General features: G+C 51.3%; 20 protein-coding genes and 1 pseudogene. 5 read left to right on the top strand and 16 right to left on the bottom strand.

What is annotated here, in order from left to right:
• Positions 1-4: 4 nt before the first annotated feature.
• The 16 genes from pal to aspS form a co-directional block, all read right to left on the bottom strand.
• A complete protein-coding gene (pal, locus tag P4S53_RS18775; protein WP_046222340.1) occupies positions 5-538 on the bottom strand; it encodes a peptidoglycan-associated lipoprotein Pal in 534 nt (177 codons plus the stop codon).
• A 35-nt stretch (positions 539-573) separates the two neighbouring features.
• Positions 574-1,920: a Tol-Pal system beta propeller repeat protein TolB gene (gene tolB / locus P4S53_RS18780; protein WP_337113883.1), complete on the bottom strand. Its 1,347-nt coding sequence runs from the start codon at positions 1,918-1,920 to the stop codon at positions 574-576.
• Between the two features lie 13 nt (positions 1,921-1,933).
• Entirely contained in the window at positions 1,934-3,007 is a 1,074-nt protein-coding gene (gene tolA / locus P4S53_RS18785) for a cell envelope integrity protein TolA (RefSeq protein ID WP_337114531.1), read from the bottom strand.
• The gene (gene tolR, locus P4S53_RS18790) at positions 2,988-3,437 is read right to left on the bottom strand and encodes a protein TolR (protein ID WP_337113884.1); all 450 of its coding nucleotides are present in this window, start codon (positions 3,435-3,437) and stop codon (positions 2,988-2,990) included. Before tolR ends, tolA begins: the two co-directional genes overlap by 20 nt.
• Positions 3,438-3,441: 4 nt before the next feature.
• Positions 3,442-4,128, bottom strand: a complete 687-nt coding sequence (tolQ, locus tag P4S53_RS18795) for a protein TolQ (protein ID WP_027253435.1) — start codon at positions 4,126-4,128, stop codon at positions 3,442-3,444.
• Positions 4,129-4,533, bottom strand: coding sequence for a tol-pal system-associated acyl-CoA thioesterase (gene ybgC / locus P4S53_RS18800; protein WP_337113885.1), 405 nt, complete (start codon positions 4,531-4,533; stop codon positions 4,129-4,131).
• A 221-nt stretch (positions 4,534-4,754) separates the two neighbouring features.
• Positions 4,755-5,081 (bottom strand): cyd operon YbgE family protein, encoded by a 327-nt coding sequence (locus P4S53_RS18805; RefSeq protein ID WP_337113886.1) that lies wholly within the window; start codon positions 5,079-5,081, stop codon positions 4,755-4,757.
• Positions 5,053-5,172, bottom strand: coding sequence for a cytochrome bd-I oxidase subunit CydX (gene cydX, locus P4S53_RS18810; protein ID WP_046222334.1), 120 nt, complete (start codon positions 5,170-5,172; stop codon positions 5,053-5,055). The genes P4S53_RS18805 and cydX overlap by 29 nt, the downstream gene beginning before the upstream one ends.
• Positions 5,173-5,183: 11 nt before the next feature.
• Positions 5,184-6,320, bottom strand: coding sequence for a cytochrome d ubiquinol oxidase subunit II (gene cydB, locus P4S53_RS18815; RefSeq protein WP_337113887.1), 1,137 nt, complete (start codon positions 6,318-6,320; stop codon positions 5,184-5,186).
• A gap of 25 nt (positions 6,321-6,345) precedes the next feature.
• Positions 6,346-7,929 (bottom strand): cytochrome ubiquinol oxidase subunit I, encoded by a 1,584-nt coding sequence (cydA, locus tag P4S53_RS18820; protein WP_337113888.1) that lies wholly within the window; start codon positions 7,927-7,929, stop codon positions 6,346-6,348.
• A 1,039-nt stretch (positions 7,930-8,968) separates the two neighbouring features.
• Positions 8,969-9,982 carry a Holliday junction branch migration DNA helicase RuvB gene (ruvB, locus tag P4S53_RS18825; protein ID WP_337113889.1) on the bottom strand — a complete coding sequence of 338 codons (1,014 nt, stop codon included), beginning with the start codon at positions 9,980-9,982 and terminating at the stop codon, positions 8,969-8,971.
• 10 nt (positions 9,983-9,992) lie between these two features.
• Positions 9,993-10,613 carry a Holliday junction branch migration protein RuvA gene (gene ruvA / locus P4S53_RS18830; protein WP_337113890.1) on the bottom strand — a complete coding sequence of 207 codons (621 nt, stop codon included), beginning with the start codon at positions 10,611-10,613 and terminating at the stop codon, positions 9,993-9,995.
• 102 nt (positions 10,614-10,715) lie between these two features.
• Positions 10,716-12,173, bottom strand: coding sequence for a methyl-accepting chemotaxis protein (locus tag P4S53_RS18835; protein ID WP_337113891.1), 1,458 nt, complete (start codon positions 12,171-12,173; stop codon positions 10,716-10,718).
• Between the two features lie 170 nt (positions 12,174-12,343).
• Positions 12,344-12,865, bottom strand: a complete 522-nt coding sequence (gene ruvC, locus P4S53_RS18840; protein WP_027253444.1) for a crossover junction endodeoxyribonuclease RuvC — start codon at positions 12,863-12,865, stop codon at positions 12,344-12,346.
• 5 nt (positions 12,866-12,870) lie between these two features.
• Positions 12,871-13,614, bottom strand: coding sequence for a YebC/PmpR family DNA-binding transcriptional regulator (locus tag P4S53_RS18845; RefSeq protein WP_337113892.1), 744 nt, complete (start codon positions 13,612-13,614; stop codon positions 12,871-12,873).
• A 172-nt stretch (positions 13,615-13,786) separates the two neighbouring features.
• Complete coding sequence (gene aspS / locus P4S53_RS18850) at positions 13,787-15,574, bottom strand: aspartate--tRNA ligase (RefSeq protein ID WP_337113893.1); 1,788 nt, start codon at positions 15,572-15,574, stop codon at positions 13,787-13,789.
• Between the two features lie 332 nt (positions 15,575-15,906).
• Here aspS and P4S53_RS18855 point away from each other — a divergent pair, with 332 nt between their 5' ends.
• The 5 genes and pseudogenes from P4S53_RS18855 (at position 15,907) to P4S53_RS18875 (ending at position 21,108) form a co-directional block, all read left to right on the top strand.
• A complete protein-coding gene (locus P4S53_RS18855; protein WP_337114532.1) occupies positions 15,907-16,746 on the top strand; it encodes a DUF72 domain-containing protein in 840 nt (279 codons plus the stop codon).
• A 168-nt stretch (positions 16,747-16,914) separates the two neighbouring features.
• Positions 16,915-17,643, top strand: a complete 729-nt coding sequence (cmoA, locus tag P4S53_RS18860; protein WP_218383031.1) for a carboxy-S-adenosyl-L-methionine synthase CmoA — start codon at positions 16,915-16,917, stop codon at positions 17,641-17,643.
• 30 nt (positions 17,644-17,673) lie between these two features.
• Positions 17,674-18,647 (top strand): annotated as a pseudogene (cmoB, locus tag P4S53_RS18865) (tRNA 5-methoxyuridine(34)/uridine 5-oxyacetic acid(34) synthase CmoB).
• A gap of 102 nt (positions 18,648-18,749) precedes the next feature.
• The gene (locus tag P4S53_RS18870) at positions 18,750-19,505 is read left to right on the top strand and encodes an ATP-dependent zinc protease family protein (RefSeq protein WP_218383301.1); all 756 of its coding nucleotides are present in this window, start codon (positions 18,750-18,752) and stop codon (positions 19,503-19,505) included.
• A 97-nt stretch (positions 19,506-19,602) separates the two neighbouring features.
• Positions 19,603-21,108 carry an inactive transglutaminase family protein gene (locus P4S53_RS18875; protein ID WP_337113894.1) on the top strand — a complete coding sequence of 502 codons (1,506 nt, stop codon included), beginning with the start codon at positions 19,603-19,605 and terminating at the stop codon, positions 21,106-21,108.
• The last annotated feature ends 2 nt before the right edge of the window (positions 21,109-21,110 follow it).

Below are 21,110 nucleotides of genomic sequence, written 5' to 3' on the forward strand. Positions count from 1 at the left end.
TTAATTAGTAAACCAGAACCGAACGACGGTTCTTCGCGTAATCGGCGTCAGTGTGGCCCAGTACCAGCGGCTTCTCTTCACCGTAGCTTACGATAGAGATCTGGCTTGAAGACACACCCAGTGCCTGCAGGTACTTAGCAACAGCATTGGCACGACGCTCGCCCAGTGCAATGTTGTACTCTGGCGTACCGCGCTCATCAGCATGACCTTCTACAACAATTTTCACACCGCTGTTGTTACGCAGGTATTCAGCATGTGCTTCAAGCATCGCCTGGTAGCTGGCCTGAATTTCAGCATTGTCAAACTGGAAGTAAACCGTTTGTTCCTGACGCAGTTGCTGGTTGCGGATTTCTTGCTCTGACATCGCCGCTGAACCAGAATCTACAGGTGTTACAACTGTGGTTTCTGAGCCAGTGGTGCCAGCGCCAGTGTTCGTTTGAGCGGCAGAACTGTCTGTGCTGTCGGTAGAACTACAAGCAGCCAGAGTAAACATTGGCAGCGCAATTGCCAAACCCTTTAAAACTTTATTCAGTTGCATTTTTTTCCTTATTTATCGCTATATTGCAGTGAACCCTATAAGAACGGTCCCCAAGATGGCGCTCTTACTCGCCCACTGGTAGCTGGTAAACGAGCCTTAAAACGACCATCTATTGATACCAGAGACAACTCGTTGGATTTGTTATTGACCGAGCTGTAGATCACCATGCCACCATTTGGGGCAATGCTTGGAGATTCATCCAAAAATGTTTTCGTCAAAATCTGTACAGCACCTGTTTTCAAATCCTGTTTGGCAATGTTGTAACCCGAATCCGATCGGTTCACCATTACCAAATAACGGCCATCTGGAGTCAGCTGACCACCGAGATTTTGCGATCCTTGCCATGTCAGACGCTCAGTCGAACCGTCAGCTAAATTTACTCGATATATCTGAGGTTTACCACCTCTGTCTGACGTGAAAATCATAGATTGACCGCTTGGATCCCAAAACGCTTCCGTGTTGTTTGCACGCCCGTCCGTCACCTGTTTCATCGCTTTCGTTTGTAAGTCCATTACGTAGACTTGCAAACTCCCGCTTTTCGACAAGACCATGGCCAGTTTCTTCCCGTCTGGGGAAAAACGCGGTGAACCATTGTGTCTAGGGAATGAGGCGACCATTTCGCGGGTGCCATTCGTAATGTTCATGATAAAAATCTGGGACTGCTGATTTTCAAAGCTGACATAAGCCAGTTTGTTGCCGTCAGGAGACCAGGATGGCGACATCAGCGGCTGTTTGGATTTCAGCACCAGTTGCTCGTTATAACCATCGTAATCTGCAATGCGAAGCTGGTACGGATAATCTGAGTTATCGTCGATGACCACGTAGGAGATCCGCGTCAGGAACGCCCCTTTTTCACCGGTCAGTTTTTCATAGACCACATCAGAGATCCGGTGCGCATACTGACGCAGACGGTTGGTTCTGACTGTCGCCCGGTTGTTCAGCAATACGTGATCACTGGTCTGAACCAGCTGACCGTCTTCCAGACCACGGCTCTCGCCATTGGTGAGCTGGCCGCGCACCACATCAATCAGCTGGTAATTGATGACATAATTGCCATCAGCATTCTTGCTGACAGTGCCTGTCACCAGTGCATCAACGCCCAGAGCTGTCCAGGCGGCATAATTAATGTCTGCTTCACTGGTCGGCGTTTGCGGCATGGCATTCGGGGCGACAGGGCTAAATTTGCCACTGCGACGTAAATCCGAGGCAATCACCGATGCCATATCAACAGGCGCGACACCACCCCCTTCCCACTGAAAGGGAATAATACCGATGGGACGTGCCGAGTCGACACCTTCAGTGATGACCAGTTCCAGTTCAGCGTGCGCCAGTTGGCTCATAGTGAGCAGGGCGGCACACAAGCCCAAAATCCAACGTTTCATTTAGCTTTCCCTCTTAACTTACTGGCTTCACGGTTAAGCGAATTGAACGCAGTTTTTCCACCACTGCCGGATCTTCTGGCATGGGAAACTGGCTGACTTTAACAACGGCCGCTTTGGCCGCACGGCACAAACCTGTATCGCCCCCCACATCCGACACATCCAGCAGCAAGCCACTCACAGACAGTCGCATTTGCAGGTTGCATTCTTTACCTGAGAAATTTTGATCAAACAGCAAATTTTGCTGGATCATCTGCTTATATATTTCGCCGTAACGGGCCGTTTCATCCGCGATGAACTGCCCTTTCGCACTGCCGCGTTGCTCAGTTTCTGCTTCCAGGCCCGCAAACATGTCATTCAGGGCCGCTTCCTGCTGCCGCTGCAGTGCTTTTGCTTCTTTCGCTTTACGTTCGGCTTCTTTACGGGCGGCTTCAGCTTGACGCGCTTCTTCTTCCGCTTTCTTCTTCGCCGCTACCTTAGCTTTACGATCAGCTTCTGCCTGGCGAGCCGCTTCTTCCGCCCGCTTTTGTTCTTCAATTTTCTGCTGACGCGCAATTTCAGCTTTACGCGTTGCTTCTTCAGCTTCCTGTTTGGCTTTTAACTTAGCCTGGCGATCCGCTTCTGCTTTTTTCGCTTCTTCGCGAGCCAGCTTCGCTTGTTCGTCCGCCTGACGCTTTTCTTCAGCTGCTTTTTCTTTTTCACGAGAAATCCGAGCCCTTTCCGCATCCGCTTCGCGCGCCGCTTTTTCTGCCTGGAGCTTATCCGCTCTCAGTTTGCGAATGCGCTCTTCTTCAGCCTGACGCTGCTGCTCCAGTGCGACAGCCTGGCGTTCGAGGCGCTCAAGACGTTCCTGCTCAGCTTTTTTCGCTGCATCACGCTGCTCGCGAAACTGGCGGGCCTGCTGGTTGACCAAAGCGGGATCAACGACAACGGCCTGAATCGTCGAACCCTGAGGCTTAGGCTTCGACATCGTAAAATCCGTTCCCCAAATCAGAGCAGCAAACAATACAGCATGGAAAAATAACGAAATGATGATGGCAACTGTATAGTTGTTTTTTTCATTTACTTCCCTATTGCTCCAATGGCTCAGTCATCAGACCCACAGAGCCGACACCTGCCTGATTCAAAGCATCCAGTGTTTCGATAATCGCTGAATAAGGGACTCTGGCGTCGCCACCCACCATGACGGGCGTTTTCGGATTCAGCTGCAATTCGGCTTTCACGCGCGTCAGCAGCTCAGTCAATTGCAGGCCACGTATCATGTCATCGTTGTTGACGCTCAGACCAAGCTGACCATATTTGTCCACCTCGACAATGATAGGTGCACCACTATCGTTTTCACCGGCCAGTTCAGCGGCCGTTTTTGCCGTATGCGTTGCCGGTAACTCGACATCCACGCCCTGAGTCACAAAGGGCGCAGTCACCATAAAGATGATCAAAAGCACCAGCATCACATCAATGTAAGGAACCACATTGATTTCCGCCGTCATCTTGCGCTTTTTCGGTTGATAAACCGCCATGATGTTACTCCTGGTTCGCAGCAAACGCCTGACGGTGCAGGATGCTGGAAAACTCTTCCATAAAGGTGGCGTAGTTATGCTCCAGTTTGGCAACCTTGTTGGTCAGGCGGTTATAAAACATCACAGCCGGAATGGCGGCAAACAGGCCCATCGCCGTTGCAACCAATGCTTCGGCAATCCCCGGAGCAACCATCGCCAGGGTTGCCTGCTTCACGGCACCCAGCGCAATAAAGGCATGCATAATGCCCCATACGGTACCGAACAGACCGATATAAGGGCTGATTGAACCCACAGTAGCCAGAAACGGAAGATTGGTTTCCATTTCTTCCACTTCCCGTGACAGCGATACACGCATCGCACGGCCAGCGCCTTCCATAACAGATTCAGGGGCTTTGCCATTATTACGGTGCAAACGGGCAAACTCTTTAAAACCCGCATAAAAAATCTGTTCCGTTCCGCTCAGATCGTCTTTACGGCTCTGCACTTCCTGAAACAAATGAGATAAATCAATGCCAGACCAGAAACGGTCTTCAAAGCGCTCGGCTTTCGATGCTGCCTGAGACAGTATCTGCGAACGTTTCACAATCATCGCCCAGGAGATGACCGACATTCCCAGCAGGATCAGCATGACAATTTTGACCAGCAGGCTTGCCTGCAAAAACAAATCCAGAATAGAAAGTTCAGCACTCACTTAGGCTATCTCCGACAGTATATGTTCTGGTATCACAATGGGTTTCATTGAACGAGGGTCGACACAGGCTACCTGAACAGTAGCTTTACACAAGCACTGCCCCTCATTGTTTACTAAAATCTGACAAAATTCGATGGAGGCTTTACGCACTTTTAACGGCCAGGTACGAACCTTGAGCTGATCGTCTAATCTCGCACCTTTCAGGTAATCAATTTCAAGGTGGCGCACCACGAAACTGAAACCCTGCTCTAACATGTCCTGTAAGCTGACCCCGAAGCTTCTGAATAGTTCCGTTCTGCCACGCTCAAAAAACTTAAGATAATTGGCATGATAAACAATGCCGCCAGTGTCTGTGTCTTCAATATAAATAGTGATTGGCCATTCAAAGGCACTTTCTTCCGTCATCCCAATACCACTAATGATGATGCATAACCAACGCCAAAAAAATGACGTCGGAAGGTAATCCAGCAATAACTATACCGGAGTTAAATTAGAGAATGAAACCCCTGACTTTCAGCATGAATTATTTCCTTTCAATTTTTGACCTTGTCGGTATTTCCGGGAAATACTGCCACATAAAACACAGCCCGCTATTCTCAGCGGGCTGTGTCGTAACAAGCATGCTATCAGCTCAGACGGAGCCAAAGAATACCCGCCAATATGGGTAAAGCGGCATATGGCGTGAAAAACAGCTGCCTGTACCACCGGCGAGGCACGAAACCGACGCCGAAGATAATCGCGGTACAGCATGACCAGATCAGCGCCGGAGAAATAACCGGTCCAAAGCCACCTATCTCCTCGGCGAACAAGACCGGATCCCAGATCACGAGCCCCCCTGTTACCAGCCCCATCATCAGGGCCAGCACACGCAATACACCGTGCGCCAGCCAGGCATGACTGGTTGTGACCCAGAGGTCGATGCGATTACTCACTGTCAGATTGGTTTTCAGCATCCATATTCTCTGTCGTTTCTAGCCACAGTGCATTAATGATACCGAATGAGCAGGCTAACAAGACCCCCAGGATCCAGGCGAAATACCACATAGTCAGTCTCCTTAGTACAGTGAATTTTTATTGTCTTCGATATATTGCTTATCGAGACGACCAAACATTTTGTAATAGCACCAGCAGGTGTAGGCCAAAATAATCGGAACCATGACAAAAGCCACCACTGTCATAATATTCAGTGTCAGCTCACTGGACGTTGCATCCCAGAGCGTCAGACTGTGGTTTGGGATCTCGCTGGACGGCATGATGAACGGGAACATAGCAAAGCCGAAAGTCAGAATAATGCCCGCCATGGTCAGACTGGAGAACAGGAAAGCAAACCCTGCCCGTTCTATACGACATGCCAGAATCGTCAGCAGCGGCATCACAATGCCCAGCGCCGGAGCAATCCACAGCAGCGGTTGAGCATTAAAATTCATCATCAGCGCGCCGGTCTGGCGAATCACTTCTTTATTGAGCGGGTTTGACGCCGCGTCTTTTGCCAGCTCGGAAGCAACCACATACCCTTCCAGGTTTTTCGCCCAGAATCCGGCCAGCACAAAAGCGACTAAGGTAATCAGGGCCGTAATTGGCGCAATATTACGTGCGCGCTCATGCAGCTCGTCTGTGGTTTTCATCTGCAGGTATACCGCACCCTGAGTCACTATCATCGCCAAACTGACAACGCCGCAGAGCAAAGCGAAGGGATTCAGCAGACCGAAAAACGAGCCCTTATAAGTCGGAATTAACAGCTCGCTCAGCACAAAAGGTACACCTTGCAGCAGGTTACCGAAAGCCACACCAAAGATCACCGGCGGAACGAAGCTGCCGATGAAAATCGCACGGTCCCACAGGTTACGCCATTTTGGATCTTCAATTTTCGAGCGGTAATCAAAGCCCAGGGGACGGAGCCAGAGAGCCGCCAGTGTCAGCACCATGGCCAGATAAAACCCGGAAAAAGCCGTCGCATAGACCAGTGGCCAGGCCGCAAATAATGCGCCGCCGGCTGTGATCAACCAAACCTGATTACCGTCCCAGTGTGGTGCGATAGAGTTAATCATGATGCGGCGTTCGGTGTCTGTTTTACCAATAATGTTGGTGAGCACACCGACGCCCATATCGAATCCATCGGTTACCGCAAAACCGATGCACAAGACACCTATCAGCAGCCACCAGATAAGACGTAACACTTCGTAATCAAACATTTTTAATACTCCTGCCCGTCTCGGATCACTTCATGACCGGGTTTTCAGTTAAGTCATGCGGCGCAACATTCTGTTCAAAATGATAACGCCCGGTTTTCAGGCTGCTTGGACCCAGGCGGGCAAATTTCAGCATCAGATAGACTTCCGCAATGAGGAAACAGGTATACAGCGCAATGATCACCGCCATCGACGTCAGTACTTCCGAGACAGCCAGATTTGACGCCGCCATCGCTGTTGGCAAAATCTCACCCACTGCCCAGGGTTGACGACCATACTCAGCGACAAACCAGCCTGCTTCAATGGCGATCCAAGGGAGCGGAATGGCGTACAGCGCCGCACGGAGCACCCATTTCTTCTCAGTGATTTTATGACGGCACGTTTGGATAAATGCCGCAGCAAACACGCCCAGCATGATAAATCCACAGCCCACCATGATACGGAAGGCCCAGAATAGCGGCCAAACGGTTGGCAAAGAGTCTGCCGCCGCTTGCGCGATTTCCTCTTCGGTGGCATCCACGACCCTGTCGGTATAAGGCTTCAGCAGCAGGCCATAACCCAGATCTTGTTTCACGGCATCAAACGCGGCGACATTCTCAGGTGATTTGTCACCCGAACGCAGCTTCTCAAGCAAGCCATAAGCTTCCATACCGTTACGGATACGCACTTCGTGTTCATCTTTCAGATCACGCAAGCCCGTGACTTCGGTATCAAATGAACGCGTGGCGATAATGCCCATCACATAGGGAATCTTAATGGCGTAATCCGTGTGCATGGTGTCCTGGTTCGGAATGCCGAACAAGGTGAAAGCCGCCGGCGCTTCTTCGGTGTGCCACTCAGCCTCAATCGCGGCCAGTTTTGCCTTTTGGACATCACCCAGCTCGTACCCGGATTCATCACCCAAAATGATCACAGACAGGATGGAGGCCATACCAAAAGAAGCCGCAATCGCGAATGAACGACGGGCAAACGGCAGATCGCGGCCTTTGAGGATGTAGTAAGAACTGACACCCAGGATAAACATGGCGCCTGTCACATAACCTGATGCCACAGTGTGAACAAATTTCACCTGGGCGACTGGATTGAGGATCACTTCGGCAAAGCTCACCATCTCCATGCGCATGGTTTCGAAATTAAACTCAGCCCCGACCGGGTTTTGCATCCAGGCATTGGCAATCAGAATCCACAATGCAGAGAAGTTTGAGCCCAGAGCCACCAGCCAGGTTACCGTTAAGTGCTGACGCTTGCTGAGTCGATCCCAACCAAAAAAGAATAAGCCGACAAAAGTGGATTCGAGGAAAAAGGCTATCAGGGCTTCAATGGCGAGCGGGGCGCCGAAGATGTCGCCGACGTAGTGAGAATAGTAAGCCCAGTTCGTGCCGAACTGAAATTCCATGGTGAGTCCGGTGGCAACCCCCAGTGCAAAGTTGATGGCGAAAAGCTTACCCCAGAACTTGGTCATGTCCTTGTAGATTTGCTTTCCGGTCATCACATACACAGACTCCATGATGGCAAGCAGAAACGCCATGCCCAAAGTCAGTGGGACGAACAAAAAGTGGTACATCGCAGTCATTGCGAACTGTAACCGCGATAGTTCGACGATATCAAACATGATAACTCCTTAAGTCACCAGTCTCCCGGCAACGTACAACATTGTTGATCAAGTACGCCCAGCAAGTATTCTTCAAGATTACCGCCTATTGATTAAAATTTCAGCAATCATTGATTGATAACCTTACAACGCGTTACTCATCGGTAGGCTACGCAAAACGTCAGCGAACACGCCTGTTTGTTTTACAAAATCATTTCCTGGCCAGCGATGACTCGCCAAACTGGATGTTGCAGACTTGTGTCGAATTATAGAATTTAATGTAAAACTACAACCGGTTAAGCTGAAACTAATACTACTGACTTCGCCACACAGGTTCAAAGGTATTTATAAAATACGCGCTGATTCGCCAAACAGATTGTGATTTAAATCGTATAGATAAACGATGTCCATGCGAGAGATCAAACTTCTGACACCTGCATAGTTTTGTAGCTAACACTTTAAATAAATGTGATTTTTCAATTATAAAGTTACCAAAGATGCAAGTTTAATCACGTTGACAAAGACAAAGATCACAATTCAAAACGTGTAATTTTTCTCAGTGAAGCTCAAAGGCGGAAATGATTTCAGTGCACAAGATGTCACCGATAAACAAGCGTAAAAACAGTGCGCTTAAAATGAAGCCGACAAGGCGTTTTGATTAGTTTATCTAATCAATTAGTTCAAACACTCTGACGACTTCGCACTGCAGGCATCACCTTGCAGACCGACATGACAACGGTCATGCGTCCTCATTGTTAGGAGGTTTCTATTAACATTTCCCGTTTATACCGCGACATCAATGCCGAAGTTTTAAACAATCAGTACCCAACTTTGATCTGACAAAAACACCAGCCATTCCTGGCCTTCGTAAAACAATTGTACCGCTTTCGGCACCCCACTCATTGAAACCAGCAGGGTTTCATCCCACAGACAGGCATTTCTTCCCCGGAAATGTTAAAGATTCTAGAATACTCAGCCGGGTTTTACCGAAAAACCCCAAGTGAAAGACAAACAAAAACGGAGCCTTAAGCTCCGTTTTTAACATTTATTATCGGTAATCTCAGTGATTCGGTATATCCAGTCCGAAATGCAGATAAGCGCGATGAGTCGCGATCCGCCCCCTGGGTGTGCGCTGCAAATATCCCTGTTGGATCAGATAAGGTTCGAGCACATCTTCTATCGTATCCTTTTCTTCTCCGATAGCGGCCGCCAGATTGTCCAGCCCCACCGGCCCCCCCATGAATTTGTCAATAATCGCCATCAGCAGTTTTCGATCCATATAATCAAAACCGCTGCTGTCGACATCCAGCATATCCAGCGCCTGGCTCGCCACTTCTTCGCTGATATGGCCATCACTTTTCACTTCCGCATAATCCCGTACGCGACGTAACAACCGGTTCGCGATACGCGGCGTGCCGCGGGCACGGCGGGCAATCTCCAGTGCCCCTTCAGGCACCATAGACAACCCGAGGCACCGGGCGCTGCGCTGGACAATATCTTGCAGATCGGCAACTTTGTAGTACTCCAGTCGCTGGGTAATCCCAAAACGATCGCGCAGCGGTGAGGTCAGCGAACCGGCACGCGTTGTCGCCCCCACCAGGGTAAAAGGAGGCAGATCTATCTTGATAGAACGCGCTGCTGGCCCTTCGCCAATCATGATATCAAGCTGATAATCTTCCATTGCCGGATAGAGCACTTCTTCCACCTGAGGACTGAGACGATGGATCTCATCGATGAAGAGCACGTCATTTTCTTCAAGGTTGGTCAGCAGTGCGGCCAGATCACCGGCCTTTTCCAGCACAGGGCCTGACGTGGTACGGATGCTGACACCCATCTCGTTTGCCACAATGTTCGCCAGCGTTGTTTTACCCAGCCCGGGCGGACCAAAAATCAGCAGATGATCGAGCGCTTCAGCACGCAGTTTCGCAGCCTGAATAAAAATTTCCATCTGGCCACGAACATGATCCTGGCCCTGATAATCCTGCAATAATTTCGGGCGGATGGCACGGTCAATGACCTCTTCTTCGCGGTTAACCGGGTAACTCCCCGATACCAGGCGATCAGCTTCAATCATATAATCTCACTTACACCATGGAGCGCAGGGCTTCACGGATAATGGCTTCACTTGGCATATCATCCTGCGCGACCTGAGCCACCACTTTAGAAGCCTGCTGAGGTTTATAACCCAGCGCTATCAGGGCGCTCACGGCTTCATCTTCCGCCCGGTTCTTATCGGATGCGGCAGACTGTGCCTGACTGGCTGCGGTATCCAGCGCTGGTGTAAAGAGATCACCTTCGCCCCAGCCTTTCAGGCGGTCTTTCATTTCAACCAGCAGGCGTTCTGCCGTTTTCTTACCCACACCGGGGATCTTCACTAAAGTAGAAATATCTTCATTTTCCACGCAAAGCACAAACTGGCTGGCCGTCAAGGCTGACAAGATAGCCAAACCCAGTTTAGGCCCGACACCATTGGCTTTGATGACTTCGCGAAACAAATCCCGCTCACTTTTCTTATTGAAACCGTACAGCAGCTGGGCGTCTTCTCTCACCACAAAGTGGGTAGCGATGGTGACTTCCTGCCCCATTTCCGGCAATTCGTAAAAACAGCTCATCGGCATCTGAACTTCATACCCGATTCCGGCGGCTTCAATCACCACTTCCGGTGGCTGTTTTTCTAAGATGATTCCTCGTAATCGGCCAATCACTGCCTTGCCTCTATCTCGCAAATAAAATTGGCTCTAGCATAATAAAGCGCTGGATGGATATCCAGCGCTTTATCAGGATGGAGCAAGAAATGACAGACAAGATCAAGCCTGATGACGTGACACCAGCGCATTGAGGCTATCGGCGAGTCCTTTTAACGTTTCAACTCTGCTGGCCAGCTCCGCACCCTGCTGAGCAACCTGATCCGAAACCTGGTTCGTCTGCACCACGCTGTGTGCCACTTCGGTACTGGCCTGATTGAGCTCTTTGAGTGACTGGACCTGAATGCCCAGGGTATCGGCCAGCCGGTTCACATCCTCAGATAAGCCTGTGATCTCGGCAATTATGCCGCCCAGCTCGGTCGCCGTGGCATGAATGACTTTTTGCCCCTGCTGCACTTCATTTTTACTTTTCTCCAGCAAACTGCGGATCTCTGTGGCTGAAGCATTACTCTTGGCAGACAGCTTACGAACTTCATCGGCGACCACGGCAAATCCTCGTCCCGACTCCCCGGCTCGTGCAGCTTCAATCGCCGCATTCAATGCCAGCAGATTGGTTTGTTCGGCAACGGCAGTGATCAGTGCAGCGGCTGACATGACTTCATTATTACTATGCAGGATGCGGGCGATCGCTTCGGTCGAGGCATGGAGTGATGCCGAGCTGTGCTGAGCCTGAGTTTCTATGGTTCGGCTGCGCTGGCGCAACTCAGTCACAGAACGGTCTGATTCATCCAGCCCTTCTGTCATCTGCCCGAGTTGCTGACTCATCTGCTCTGCCGCACTGGCCTGTGACAGGCAGTTTTGATTGAGATCTTTGACCTGATGATGCAGCGCATCAGACTGCTGTTCCAAATCATCAGCTAGCTGTGCCAGCTGACTGGCATTATCACTGGCACGATCCATAATGCTGCCCAGCGCCTGTTCACCTTTTTTGGCTTGTTCTGCCAAGGTAGCACTGGCCCGCTCAGCCTCGGACGACTTCACCAGCGCAGTTTCTCGCTGACGCACGGTAAAGGCCTGCGCGATACCGATCACAATCAGAGGCAGTAATAAGCCAGACCAGGTTTCCAGCCGCTCTGCTGCCGGCGTCAACACCAGGTGAGGAAAATCGTGACCGGCCAGAGATTCCTTGATCATCCAGCCAGAGATCACGACAACCAGCACACTCCAGATCATGGCTGTGACCGGTTTGGCCGCCAGGAAAAAGGCCACGATCAGCAGCGGCATCCAGAACGCCTGAGTGGAAACAACAATACCGCCACTTTGATAGACGATATTCACGGCATGGATCACCATCCCCAGAAAACCCACGTTGACCGCGAGTTCAATCTGTTTCAGCCAGCGTACAATCAAACCGGCCAGTATTTCGCATCCAATGAGTGTAATAGAAGTGATAACCAGACTGGTATGGGCGTGGCTCGACCATTTTATCCAGCTGTACAAGCCGACGAAGAACGAGATAAGGGTGAAAAATAGCAGGGTATCAACCAGGCGGACTTGCTCTTCCTGCCACTGATGTGAAGAGGGCAAAAACAGGCCGCGCCAAAAAGTGACTGGGGACATTTTGTTATCCTTGTCATTGTTATATATGAACTATCCAACAGCTCCGACCACTATATTCAGTTAACAATGAATTAACAAAGAAAAAAGCAGCACAAGGCTGCTTTTTTTGATCCGTCCAACAGAACACATGCCTGACAGGGATATTGATATGGTGACTGAACCGCGTGTGACTATCTGTATCGTCCCCGTTTCGAACCCGATGCCTGTCCTGCCATCGCCACCAGGGTTTTGTGGGTATGGGCATGACAAATCGCCACCGCCAAAGCATCTGCCGCATCCGCCTGAGGCTTACCCGGTAATTTCAGCATATGGCAGACCATGTGCTGAACCTGTACTTTATCGGCACTGCCCTTGCCAACCACTGCCTGTTTAATCAACCTGGCCGCATATTCGCTGACAGGGATATGGGCATTCACGGCTGCAACAATTGCGCTGCCGCGTGCCTGCCCGAGTTTCAGTGCCGAATTGGCATTTTTGCCCATGAAGACTTCTTCGATGGCAAAGTCATCGGGGCGAAACTGAGTGATCACTTCGGTGACCCCGGCATAAATCTGATGCAGCCGGCCCGGAATATCATCACAGCTGGTGCGGATACAACCGCTGCCCAGATATTCAAGTTGCCTGCCCACCTGACGGATAACACCGTATCCCGTGATTCTGGAGCCTGGGTCTATCCCTAAAATAATGGCCATTGATATTACAACTGTTCCGCCACTTCGTCGGAAATATCTCCGTTATGATATACCTCCTGCACATCATCCAGATCATCCAGCGCATCAATCAGACGCAGCAGTTTTGGCGCTGTGTCCGCGTCCAGCTCCGCCTTGGTTGACGGCACCAGAGTCACTTCCGCGTTTTGAGCTTCGAACCCGGCTCCATCCAGCGCGTCTCTCACCGGGCCAAAATCCGCTGGTGTGGTGTACACATCAATCGAACCATCCTCATTGGTTTCAACATCATCGGCGCCCCCTTCCAGGGCCGCTTCCATGACGGCGTCTTCATCCAGGCCCGGTGCGTAAGAAATCACCCCTTTCTTCTCAAACAGGTAATTGACGCTGCCGTCTGTGCCCAGATTACCGCCCGCTTTACTGAAGGCATGACGCACACCAGACACCGTACGATTGCGGTTGTCTGTCATGCATTCAACCATCACCGCAGTGCCGCCCGGGCCGTATCCTTCGTAAATCACGGTTTCCATGTTGTCGTCACCTTCACCGCCGGCACCACGACTGATGGCACGGTTGATAGTGTCACGCGTCATGTTATTGGACAGCGCTTTATCAACTGCAGCACGCAAACGCGGGTTGCTTTCCGTTTCAGGGCCACCTTCTTTGGTCGACACCACGATTTCTCGGATTAACTTGGTGAAAATTTTGCCACGCTTAGCGTCTTGCGCCGCTTTACGGTGTTTGATGTTGGCCCACTTACTATGACCTGCCATAACATTGCTCCGGGTTGATAGAGGGTGTTGTCCCAGCTCTGCGTCACTGGGAGGCGCTGATCACTGTTCAGAACACGGCGTGAGATCGTACATCAGATGGTATGAAGCATACTGCAATGTCTTGAAGAGTGATCGGGCTGGCAGAGTTGCCAGCCCGGATAAGTCTGATTGATCAGGCTTCGGTATTTGGTTCGTCTTTCGCAGCCAGTTTCACCGCAATTGCCAGCTCCTCAAGCGCGGCCGGATTAGCCAGACTTGGGGCATCTGTCATCAGACACGCAGCTGCCGTTGTTTTCGGGAAGGCAATCACGTCACGGATATTCTCTGTGCCGCACAGCAGCATGACCAGGCGATCCAGACCAAAAGCCAGACCGGCATGCGGCGGCGTACCGAATTTCAGCGCGTCCAGCAGGAAGCCGAACTTCAGCTGCTGCTCTTGCGCGTCAATACCCAGAATGTTAAACACGGCCGCCTGCATGTCTGCGTTGTGAATACGCACAGAACCACCGCCCACTTCGTAACCGTTGATGACCATGTCGTAGGCATTCGAATTGGCTGCCACAGGGTTCGCCGCCAGCTCTTGCGCTGTCATATTCAGCGGAGCGGTAAACGGGTGGTGCATCGCGTGCAGATTCCCTTCTTCGTCTTCTTCGAACATCGGGAAATCAACCACCCACAGCGGTGCCCATGCTGATTCGTCAGTCAGTTTCAGATCTTTACCCAGCTTCAGACGCAGTGCGCCCATCGCTTCATCAACCACATTTTTGCGATCTGCACCGAAGAGCAGAATATCGCCAGATTCAGCCTGAGTGCGCTCCAGCAGCTGAGTCACAATGTCTTCGTTCAGGAACTTGGCCACCGGTGACTGTACGCCGTCAAAACCGGCCGCGCGATCATTGACCTTCATCCATGCCAGGCCTTTGGCACCATAGATACCCACAAAGCTGGTGTATTCGTCAATTTGCTTGCGGGACAGTTCCGCACCGCCCGGTACACGCAGCACGGCCACACGACCTTTCGGATCATTGGCAGGGCCGGCGAAGACTTTGAAATCCACATCTTTCAGGATATCTGCCACGTCCACCAGCTCCAGCGGGTTACGCAGATCCGGCTTGTCTGAACCGTAACGGCGCATCGCTTCTTCGTACTTCATCACAGGGAAAGTCCCCAGATCAACGTTCAGCAGCTCGTTCCACATCTCGGTGACCATCTGCTCAGTCACGGCACGCACCTGGTCGGCCGTCATGAACGAGGTTTCGATATCGATCTGGGTAAATTCAGGCTGACGGTCTGCACGCAGGTCTTCGTCTCGGAAACATTTGACGATTTGATAGTAACGGTCAAAACCAGACATCATCAGCAGCTGCTTAAAGAGCTGCGGTGACTGCGGCAGTGCATAGAAGCTGCCTTTGTGCACACGGCTCGGCACCAGATAGTCACGGGCACCTTCCGGGGTCGCTTTGGTCAGAACCGGGGTTTCAATATCCAGGAAGCCGTTTTCATCCAGGAAGCGTCGCACGAAGCTGGATGCTTTTGCACGCAGTTTGATCCGGTCACTCATTTCCGGGCGACGCAGATCCAGATAACGGAATTTCAGGCGTTGCTCTTCGGTGTTCTTCTGGTTGAAGTCCAGCGGCAGCACATCGGAACGGTTGATGATTTCCAGGCCTTTGGCAATCACTTCCACTTCACCGGTCGCCATGTCTTTATTAACCTGGCTGTCCGGACGCTGACGGACTTCACCGGTCAGGCGGATACAGAATTCATTGCGCAGTTGGTTTGCCACCTCGAAGATATCTTTCATATCCGGGTCAACCACTACCTGAACGATACCTTCACGATCTCGCATATCAATGAAAATAAGACCGCCTAAATCACGACGGCGGTTTACCCAGCCGCAAAGCTCAACGGTTTGTCCCGCATGGGACTTGTTCAGGTGACCACAATATTGGGTGCGCATAAGAATTTCCCGATCTGTTTACTTACAATCCTGTGTGTCCGCCCACAATGGTACGACAGACACCAACTGTGCCAGTTTCGGCCATCTTCAGGGTCCGGCTGCGGCCTGACTGACGTCCGAAATAAAAATAACGCGGTATTATAAATGAAAAACACCACTGTAGGAAAAACCTCTGGCGTAAATCAAGCAAAATAGCCTGATTCCGGCGGTGAATGTTGACCAAATGGCGGGATATTCTCCACAATGTCAGCCAAGCTCCTATCCGGACGGATAAAAAGTATTCACTAAGGTTGTTCAATGCCCTTTTCTTCCCCCTTAAGATCGGCATGGCCATGTGGTCACATGCGCCCTGGCAACGCAGTCTTTATGGCCGCGGCTGCCCTGCCACGGACAGGTTAAGCCGGTACGCAGAAACCTTTTCCACGGTGGAAGGCAATACCACCTTCTATGCCACACCCAAACCGGCCACGGTACAGAACTGGGCGGATGCCACACCGGACGATTTTCAATTCACCTTCAAGCTGCCGAAAACCATCACCCATCAATATAAGCTGATGCACTGCCAGGGCCAGCTCGGTGAATTTTTCCATGTCATGGCGCCTGTGGCAGAAAAAACCGGCATCTGGAAAATTCAACTGCCCGCCAGTTTCGGACCGGCAGAGCTGCCTGCGCTGACTGCTTTTCTTAAACAGCTGCCGTCAGATCTGACGGTTGGGGTTGAGGTCCGTCATCCGGCCTTTTTCAGCAAAGGCGAAGCAGAAAAAACCCTCAACCGATTACTGATTGAGCACCAGGCCAACCGCATTATCATGGACACTCGCCCGGTTTTTTCCGCTCCCGCCACCAGCGAGGCCGTCATGGATGCCCATCAGAAAAAACCCAGAGTGCCGGTTCATGCGATTGCAACCGCCATGCACCCTGTGGTGCGTTTCATTGGTCATCCGGATCTTGAGGCCAACGATCCCTTTTTTGCCAACTGGTTACAGCGTCTTCCCTTATGGCTGAGCGAAGGCCGTCAGCCTTATCTGTTCATTCATACGCCCGACAACGATTTTGCCCCGGAACTGGCCGTCCGGCTTCATCGCCAGTTGGCACAACAACTGGCTGACACAGCGTTACACCTGCCCGAGCTGAAATTGCCGCAAGGTGGCGACCAGGTGTCACTGCTCTGAACCCTGCCTGACCTGCCCTGTAAATCCACAAGACAACTGGCGCTATTTTATCTACAATACGCGCCTTTTCAGCGGGAGAAGGACTCCCCATAGCCATAAATCGCCTTGCGGCGAGGTATGCCGGAAGGAACCGTCCGAGATTCAGATATCAGGTGTGAGGAAGAGATAATGGCTGGCCACGACAATTTGTTCGCCGCCCCGATCGATAAGTTGGGTGATTTTACCTTTGACGAACGCGTCGCCGAAGTATTTCCGGATATGATCCAACGCTCTGTGCCGGGATACAGCAATATCATCTCCGCCATTGGCATGCTGGCCGAGCGCTTTGCGATGCCGGATTCCACGATTTATGATCTGGGTTGTTCGCTTGGCGCTGCCACACTGTCCATGCGTCGTCATATCAAACAGCCCGGCTGTAGAATCATCGGCGTCGACAACTCCCGCGCCATGGTTGAGCGCTGCCGTCTGCATATTGACGCTTACCGTTCCGACACACCGGCAGACATTATTGAAGCGGATATCCGGGATGTGGATATTCACAATGCCTCTGTGGTGGTGCTGAATTTCACGCTGCAGTTTCTGGCACCGGAAGATCGCCGCCAACTGCTGGAAAAAATCTATGCAGGCCTGCGTCCGGGCGGCATTCTGATCCTGTCTGAGAAATATGTCTTTGAGAACGGTCAGGCGCACGAGTTGCTGATCGATCTTCACCATGATTTCAAACGCGCCAACGGCTACAGCGAGCTGGAAATCAGCCAGAAACGCAGCGCCATTGAGCATGTCATGCGCCCGGACAGCATTCCGGCCCACCGTGAGCGTTTGTCCGATATTGGCTTTCGCAGCGTAGAAGTCTGGTTCCAGTGCTTCAACTTCGGCTCTATGTTTGCCATCAAGTAATTCACCCATTTAAGGTAATTTTGACGCTCCATGTTTAGCTTTTCAGAATTCTATCGCTTATTGGCCAATGACGAACAACTGCGTCCCTGGCTCAACACTTTGCCGCAGCAATTATCCGACTGGGAAACTGCCCAGCACGGCGACATGGCCCGCTGGGTTCGGGCGCTGAAAAAGTTTCCTGCCGATAAGCCGGACTTTATCGACCTGAAAACCCAAGTCAGTGTGATGAATGAAGTCCAGGTTGCCGATGGTGAGCAGAAACGCCTGGAAAGTTTGCTGCGCCTGCTCCATCCCTGGCGCAAAGGCCCGTACCATATCCACGGTATTCACATCGATACAGAATGGCGATCCGACTGGAAATGGGATCGCGTCCTGCCGCACATCTCGCCGCTCAAGCACCGTAAAGTGCTGGATGTCGGTTGCGGCAACGGCTATCACATGTGGCGCATGCTGGGTGAAGGGGCTGCACTGACGGTCGGGATCGATCCTTCGAACCTGTTCCTGATCCAGTTCGAGGCGATCCGCCGCCTGATGGGTCAGGATGAGCGGGCATACCTGCTGCCACTGGGCATAGAACAACTGCCGGAGCTGAAAGCGTTTGATACCGTCTTCAGTATGGGTGTGCTCTATCACCGCCGCTCACCGCTTGATCACTTGCTGCAACTGAAAAACCAGCTGCGCAAAGGCGGTGAACTGGTGCTGGAGACCTTAGTGATCGAAGGCGATGAAAACGCCGTGCTGGTCCCGGGTCACCGTTATGCTCAGATGCACAACGTCTACTTTTTCCCCTCCGCCAAAGCCCTGAAAGTCTGGCTGGAGAAAAGTGGCTTTGTCGATGTGCGGATTGTTGATGAAAGTGTCACCACTACCGATGAGCAACGTTCAACCGACTGGATGACAAATAATTCATTGCCTGAATATCTCGATCCGCAAGATCCGTCAAAAACAATCGAAGGCTACCCGGCCCCCGGCGCGCTGTGCTGGTTGCCGTAAATCCTGACTAAGTGTTAACAAAAGGGTGCTACCCGCATCCTTTTTTGTACGCTAAACTACGGCCCCCTAAAGAAAAACTAAGAATTACACACTATCCACTTTTGGGAGTAAGCATGCTTGGCCGCAGCGTAACCTTTATTGCATTGACATTTATTTCCGGCTGCTCGATGCTGAAAACTGAACCCAGCCCGCAGCGGGAAACAAATACACTGACTGCGATTGAAATGATGGAAACCAATGTTCATTTTCGTCTGAATCGCATGTCGCAACAAATAAATGAACAAAATGAAAACATTGCTAAGTTAGAAAAAGAGCTATCATCAATGTCAGAAGAGCTGAATAAAGTTGCTTCTGTTTCATCGTCTAAACCTGAAGTCATTGTTGAGAAAAAAATAGTGCCGGTACCACAAAAAACTATTGATATCGATCCTAAAACTGCCCATGGCAAAGTTATCCTGGGTGAAGAAGAATGGATCTGGCTGGACTCAGTGCAATCCTTCTTTAAAGCACGGGTTGACACGGGTGCGACAACCTCTTCGATCAACGCACTGGATGTCCAGATCTTTGAACGGGATGGTAAACAGTGGGCCAAGTTCAATCTCAGCCACAGCGGGGAAGAGAATCAGCCTGCCGACCAAATCGTGGAAGCCCCGATTGTCCGCTGGGTGAAAATCCGCCAGTCTTCCGCCGACGATACCGAGCGGCGCCCCGTGGTTGAAATGTGGCTTAAGCTCGGCAAATTGCATGAGAAAGCCCAGTTTACCCTGGCAGACCGGACGCAGATGACCTACCCGGTGTTGCTTGGGCGGGAATTCTTTAAAGACGTCGCACTGGTTGATGTCGGTAAACAGTTCATCCAAGGGCGATAACCGTTTTCAGTTTGGGGCATGACAGCTTGTCATTGCCCCATTTTCGTTTTCATCGTTTCGTTTGCTTCAACCAATAAAGGAAAAATTAGAGGTTGTCATGACGTCAAGAATTCCGTTTTATTTTCTCATCACCTTGCTCGTCATTGCCGGGACAGCGCTCAGTCTCTACCGCCATGATATTTACGGTGTGCCTTGGACACCGGGCGAAGAGCGCGCCTTGTGGGAGCTGGAAGCCAGAGTTGAGTTTGATGCCATCGGCAAGCCAGTCAAAGTCTCAATGGCCGCACCGGAATCACAGCAGGGCTTCACGCAAATTGACGAAAGCACCTCATCACCTGGCTATGGCGTCGCACTGATCGATACGGATCAGGGACGCCGGGCCGAATGGTCAATTCGTCAGGCATCCGGCAAACAGGTGCTTTATTACAAAACACAGATGCTTGTTGACCCCCTGGCCAGTTTCTCGACCGATAAACCCAGAGGCAAGCCGGAAGCCCCCAGCCTGGATAATCCTCAGGAAACGGCAGCCAAAGCCATGCTGGCTCAGGCAAGAACGCTGTCGGCGGACAATCTGACGCTGACCCGGGAAATTCTGAAGCAGCTCAATGACAGGAATAACCAAAACGCCTCCTTGCTGCTCAATGCGTTTCCGCGGGAAAATGTGGTGGTTTTCCTGCTGTCGATGGAAGGGATCAATTCCCGCATCGTCGGTGGCTTGCAGCTTGAAGATGGTCGGCGCCGTCAAAGCATCAGTCCTATGGTGGAAGTCTGGGGTGGCGAAAAATGGCACTTGTTTGACCCGCAGACGGGGCAGGAAGGTAAGCCTAACGACGTGCTGGTCTGGAACCAGCAGGGTCACTCCTTGCTGGATGTGATCGGTGGCCGTAACTCCAATATCAGCTTTTCGATTATTTCGCAGGATATTACCCCGCAGCAGGCCACCCGTGAAAAAATCCAGGCTGAAGATCTGCTGAACTTCTCAATCCACAGTCTGCCGATTGAAGAGCAGGCGATGTTCAAAACGATCATGCTGGTACCAATTGGTGCGTTAATTGTGGTCTTCCTCCGGGTTATCGTGGGCCTGAAAACCTCAGGGACTTTCATGCCGGTACTGATTGCTGTGGCCTTTGTGCAGACGCAACTGATCACAGGTGTACTTGGTTTTCTGCTGATCGTGGGTACAGGCTTAATCATCCGCAGCTACTTGTCGCGGCTGAACTTGCTGCTTGTGGCCCGAATATCCGCCGTCATCGTGACCGTGATACTCATTATTTCAATCTTCACCGTGGTGGCCTTCAAGATTGGCCTGGTGGAAGGTCTGACGATCACCTTCTTCCCGATGATCATCCTGTCCTGGACGATTGAGCGCATGTCAATTCTGTGGGAAGAAGAAGGGGCAAAAGAGGTCTTTATTCAGGGTGGTGGCTCGCTGTTAACGGCTATCATAGTGTATCTGGTCATGACCAATGATCTGGTGCGTCACTTAACCTTTAACTTTATCGGCCTGCAACTGATTATCATGGCAATGATCCTGATGCTGGGGAACTACACAGGCTACCGCCTGAGTGAGCTACGACGCTTTAAGCCGTTAGCGGAGGATTAAGC

The organism is Photobacterium sp. Hal280 (assembly GCF_037162255.1).
GTDB lineage: Bacteria > Pseudomonadota > Gammaproteobacteria > Enterobacterales > Vibrionaceae > Photobacterium.

Bases quoted from the DNA above. Each gene is read 5' to 3' on its own strand.
- pal (WP_046222340.1), bottom strand. From the start codon at position 538: ATGCAACTGAATAAAGTTTTAAAGGGTTTGGCAATTGCGCTGCCAATG.
- tolB (WP_337113883.1), bottom strand. From the start codon at position 1,920: ATGAAACGTTGGATTTTGGGCTTGTGTGCCGCCCTGCTCACTATGAGC.
- tolR (WP_337113884.1), bottom strand. From the start codon at position 3,437: ATGGCGGTTTATCAACCGAAAAAGCGCAAGATGACGGCGGAAATCAAT.
- ybgC (WP_337113885.1), bottom strand. From the start codon at position 4,533: ATGACGGAAGAAAGTGCCTTTGAATGGCCAATCACTATTTATATTGAA.
- P4S53_RS18805 (WP_337113886.1), bottom strand. From the start codon at position 5,081: ATGCTGAAAACCAATCTGACAGTGAGTAATCGCATCGACCTCTGGGTC.
- cydX (WP_046222334.1), bottom strand. From the start codon at position 5,172: ATGTGGTATTTCGCCTGGATCCTGGGGGTCTTGTTAGCCTGCTCATTC.
- cydB (WP_337113887.1), bottom strand. From the start codon at position 6,320: ATGTTTGATTACGAAGTGTTACGTCTTATCTGGTGGCTGCTGATAGGT.
- cydA (WP_337113888.1), bottom strand. From the start codon at position 7,929: ATGTTTGATATCGTCGAACTATCGCGGTTACAGTTCGCAATGACTGCG.
- ruvB (WP_337113889.1), bottom strand. From the start codon at position 9,982: ATGATTGAAGCTGATCGCCTGGTATCGGGGAGTTACCCGGTTAACCGC.
- P4S53_RS18835 (WP_337113891.1), bottom strand. From the start codon at position 12,173: ATGTCCCCAGTCACTTTTTGGCGCGGCCTGTTTTTGCCCTCTTCACAT.
- ruvC (WP_027253444.1), bottom strand. From the start codon at position 12,865: ATGGCCATTATTTTAGGGATAGACCCAGGCTCCAGAATCACGGGATAC.
- P4S53_RS18845 (WP_337113892.1), bottom strand. From the start codon at position 13,614: ATGGCAGGTCATAGTAAGTGGGCCAACATCAAACACCGTAAAGCGGCG.
- aspS (WP_337113893.1), bottom strand. From the start codon at position 15,574: ATGCGCACCCAATATTGTGGTCACCTGAACAAGTCCCATGCGGGACAA.
- P4S53_RS18855 (WP_337114532.1), top strand. From the start codon at position 15,907: ATGTGGTCACATGCGCCCTGGCAACGCAGTCTTTATGGCCGCGGCTGC.
- cmoA (WP_218383031.1), top strand. From the start codon at position 16,915: ATGGCTGGCCACGACAATTTGTTCGCCGCCCCGATCGATAAGTTGGGT.
- P4S53_RS18870 (WP_218383301.1), top strand. From the start codon at position 18,750: ATGCTTGGCCGCAGCGTAACCTTTATTGCATTGACATTTATTTCCGGC.
- P4S53_RS18875 (WP_337113894.1), top strand. From the start codon at position 19,603: ATGACGTCAAGAATTCCGTTTTATTTTCTCATCACCTTGCTCGTCATT.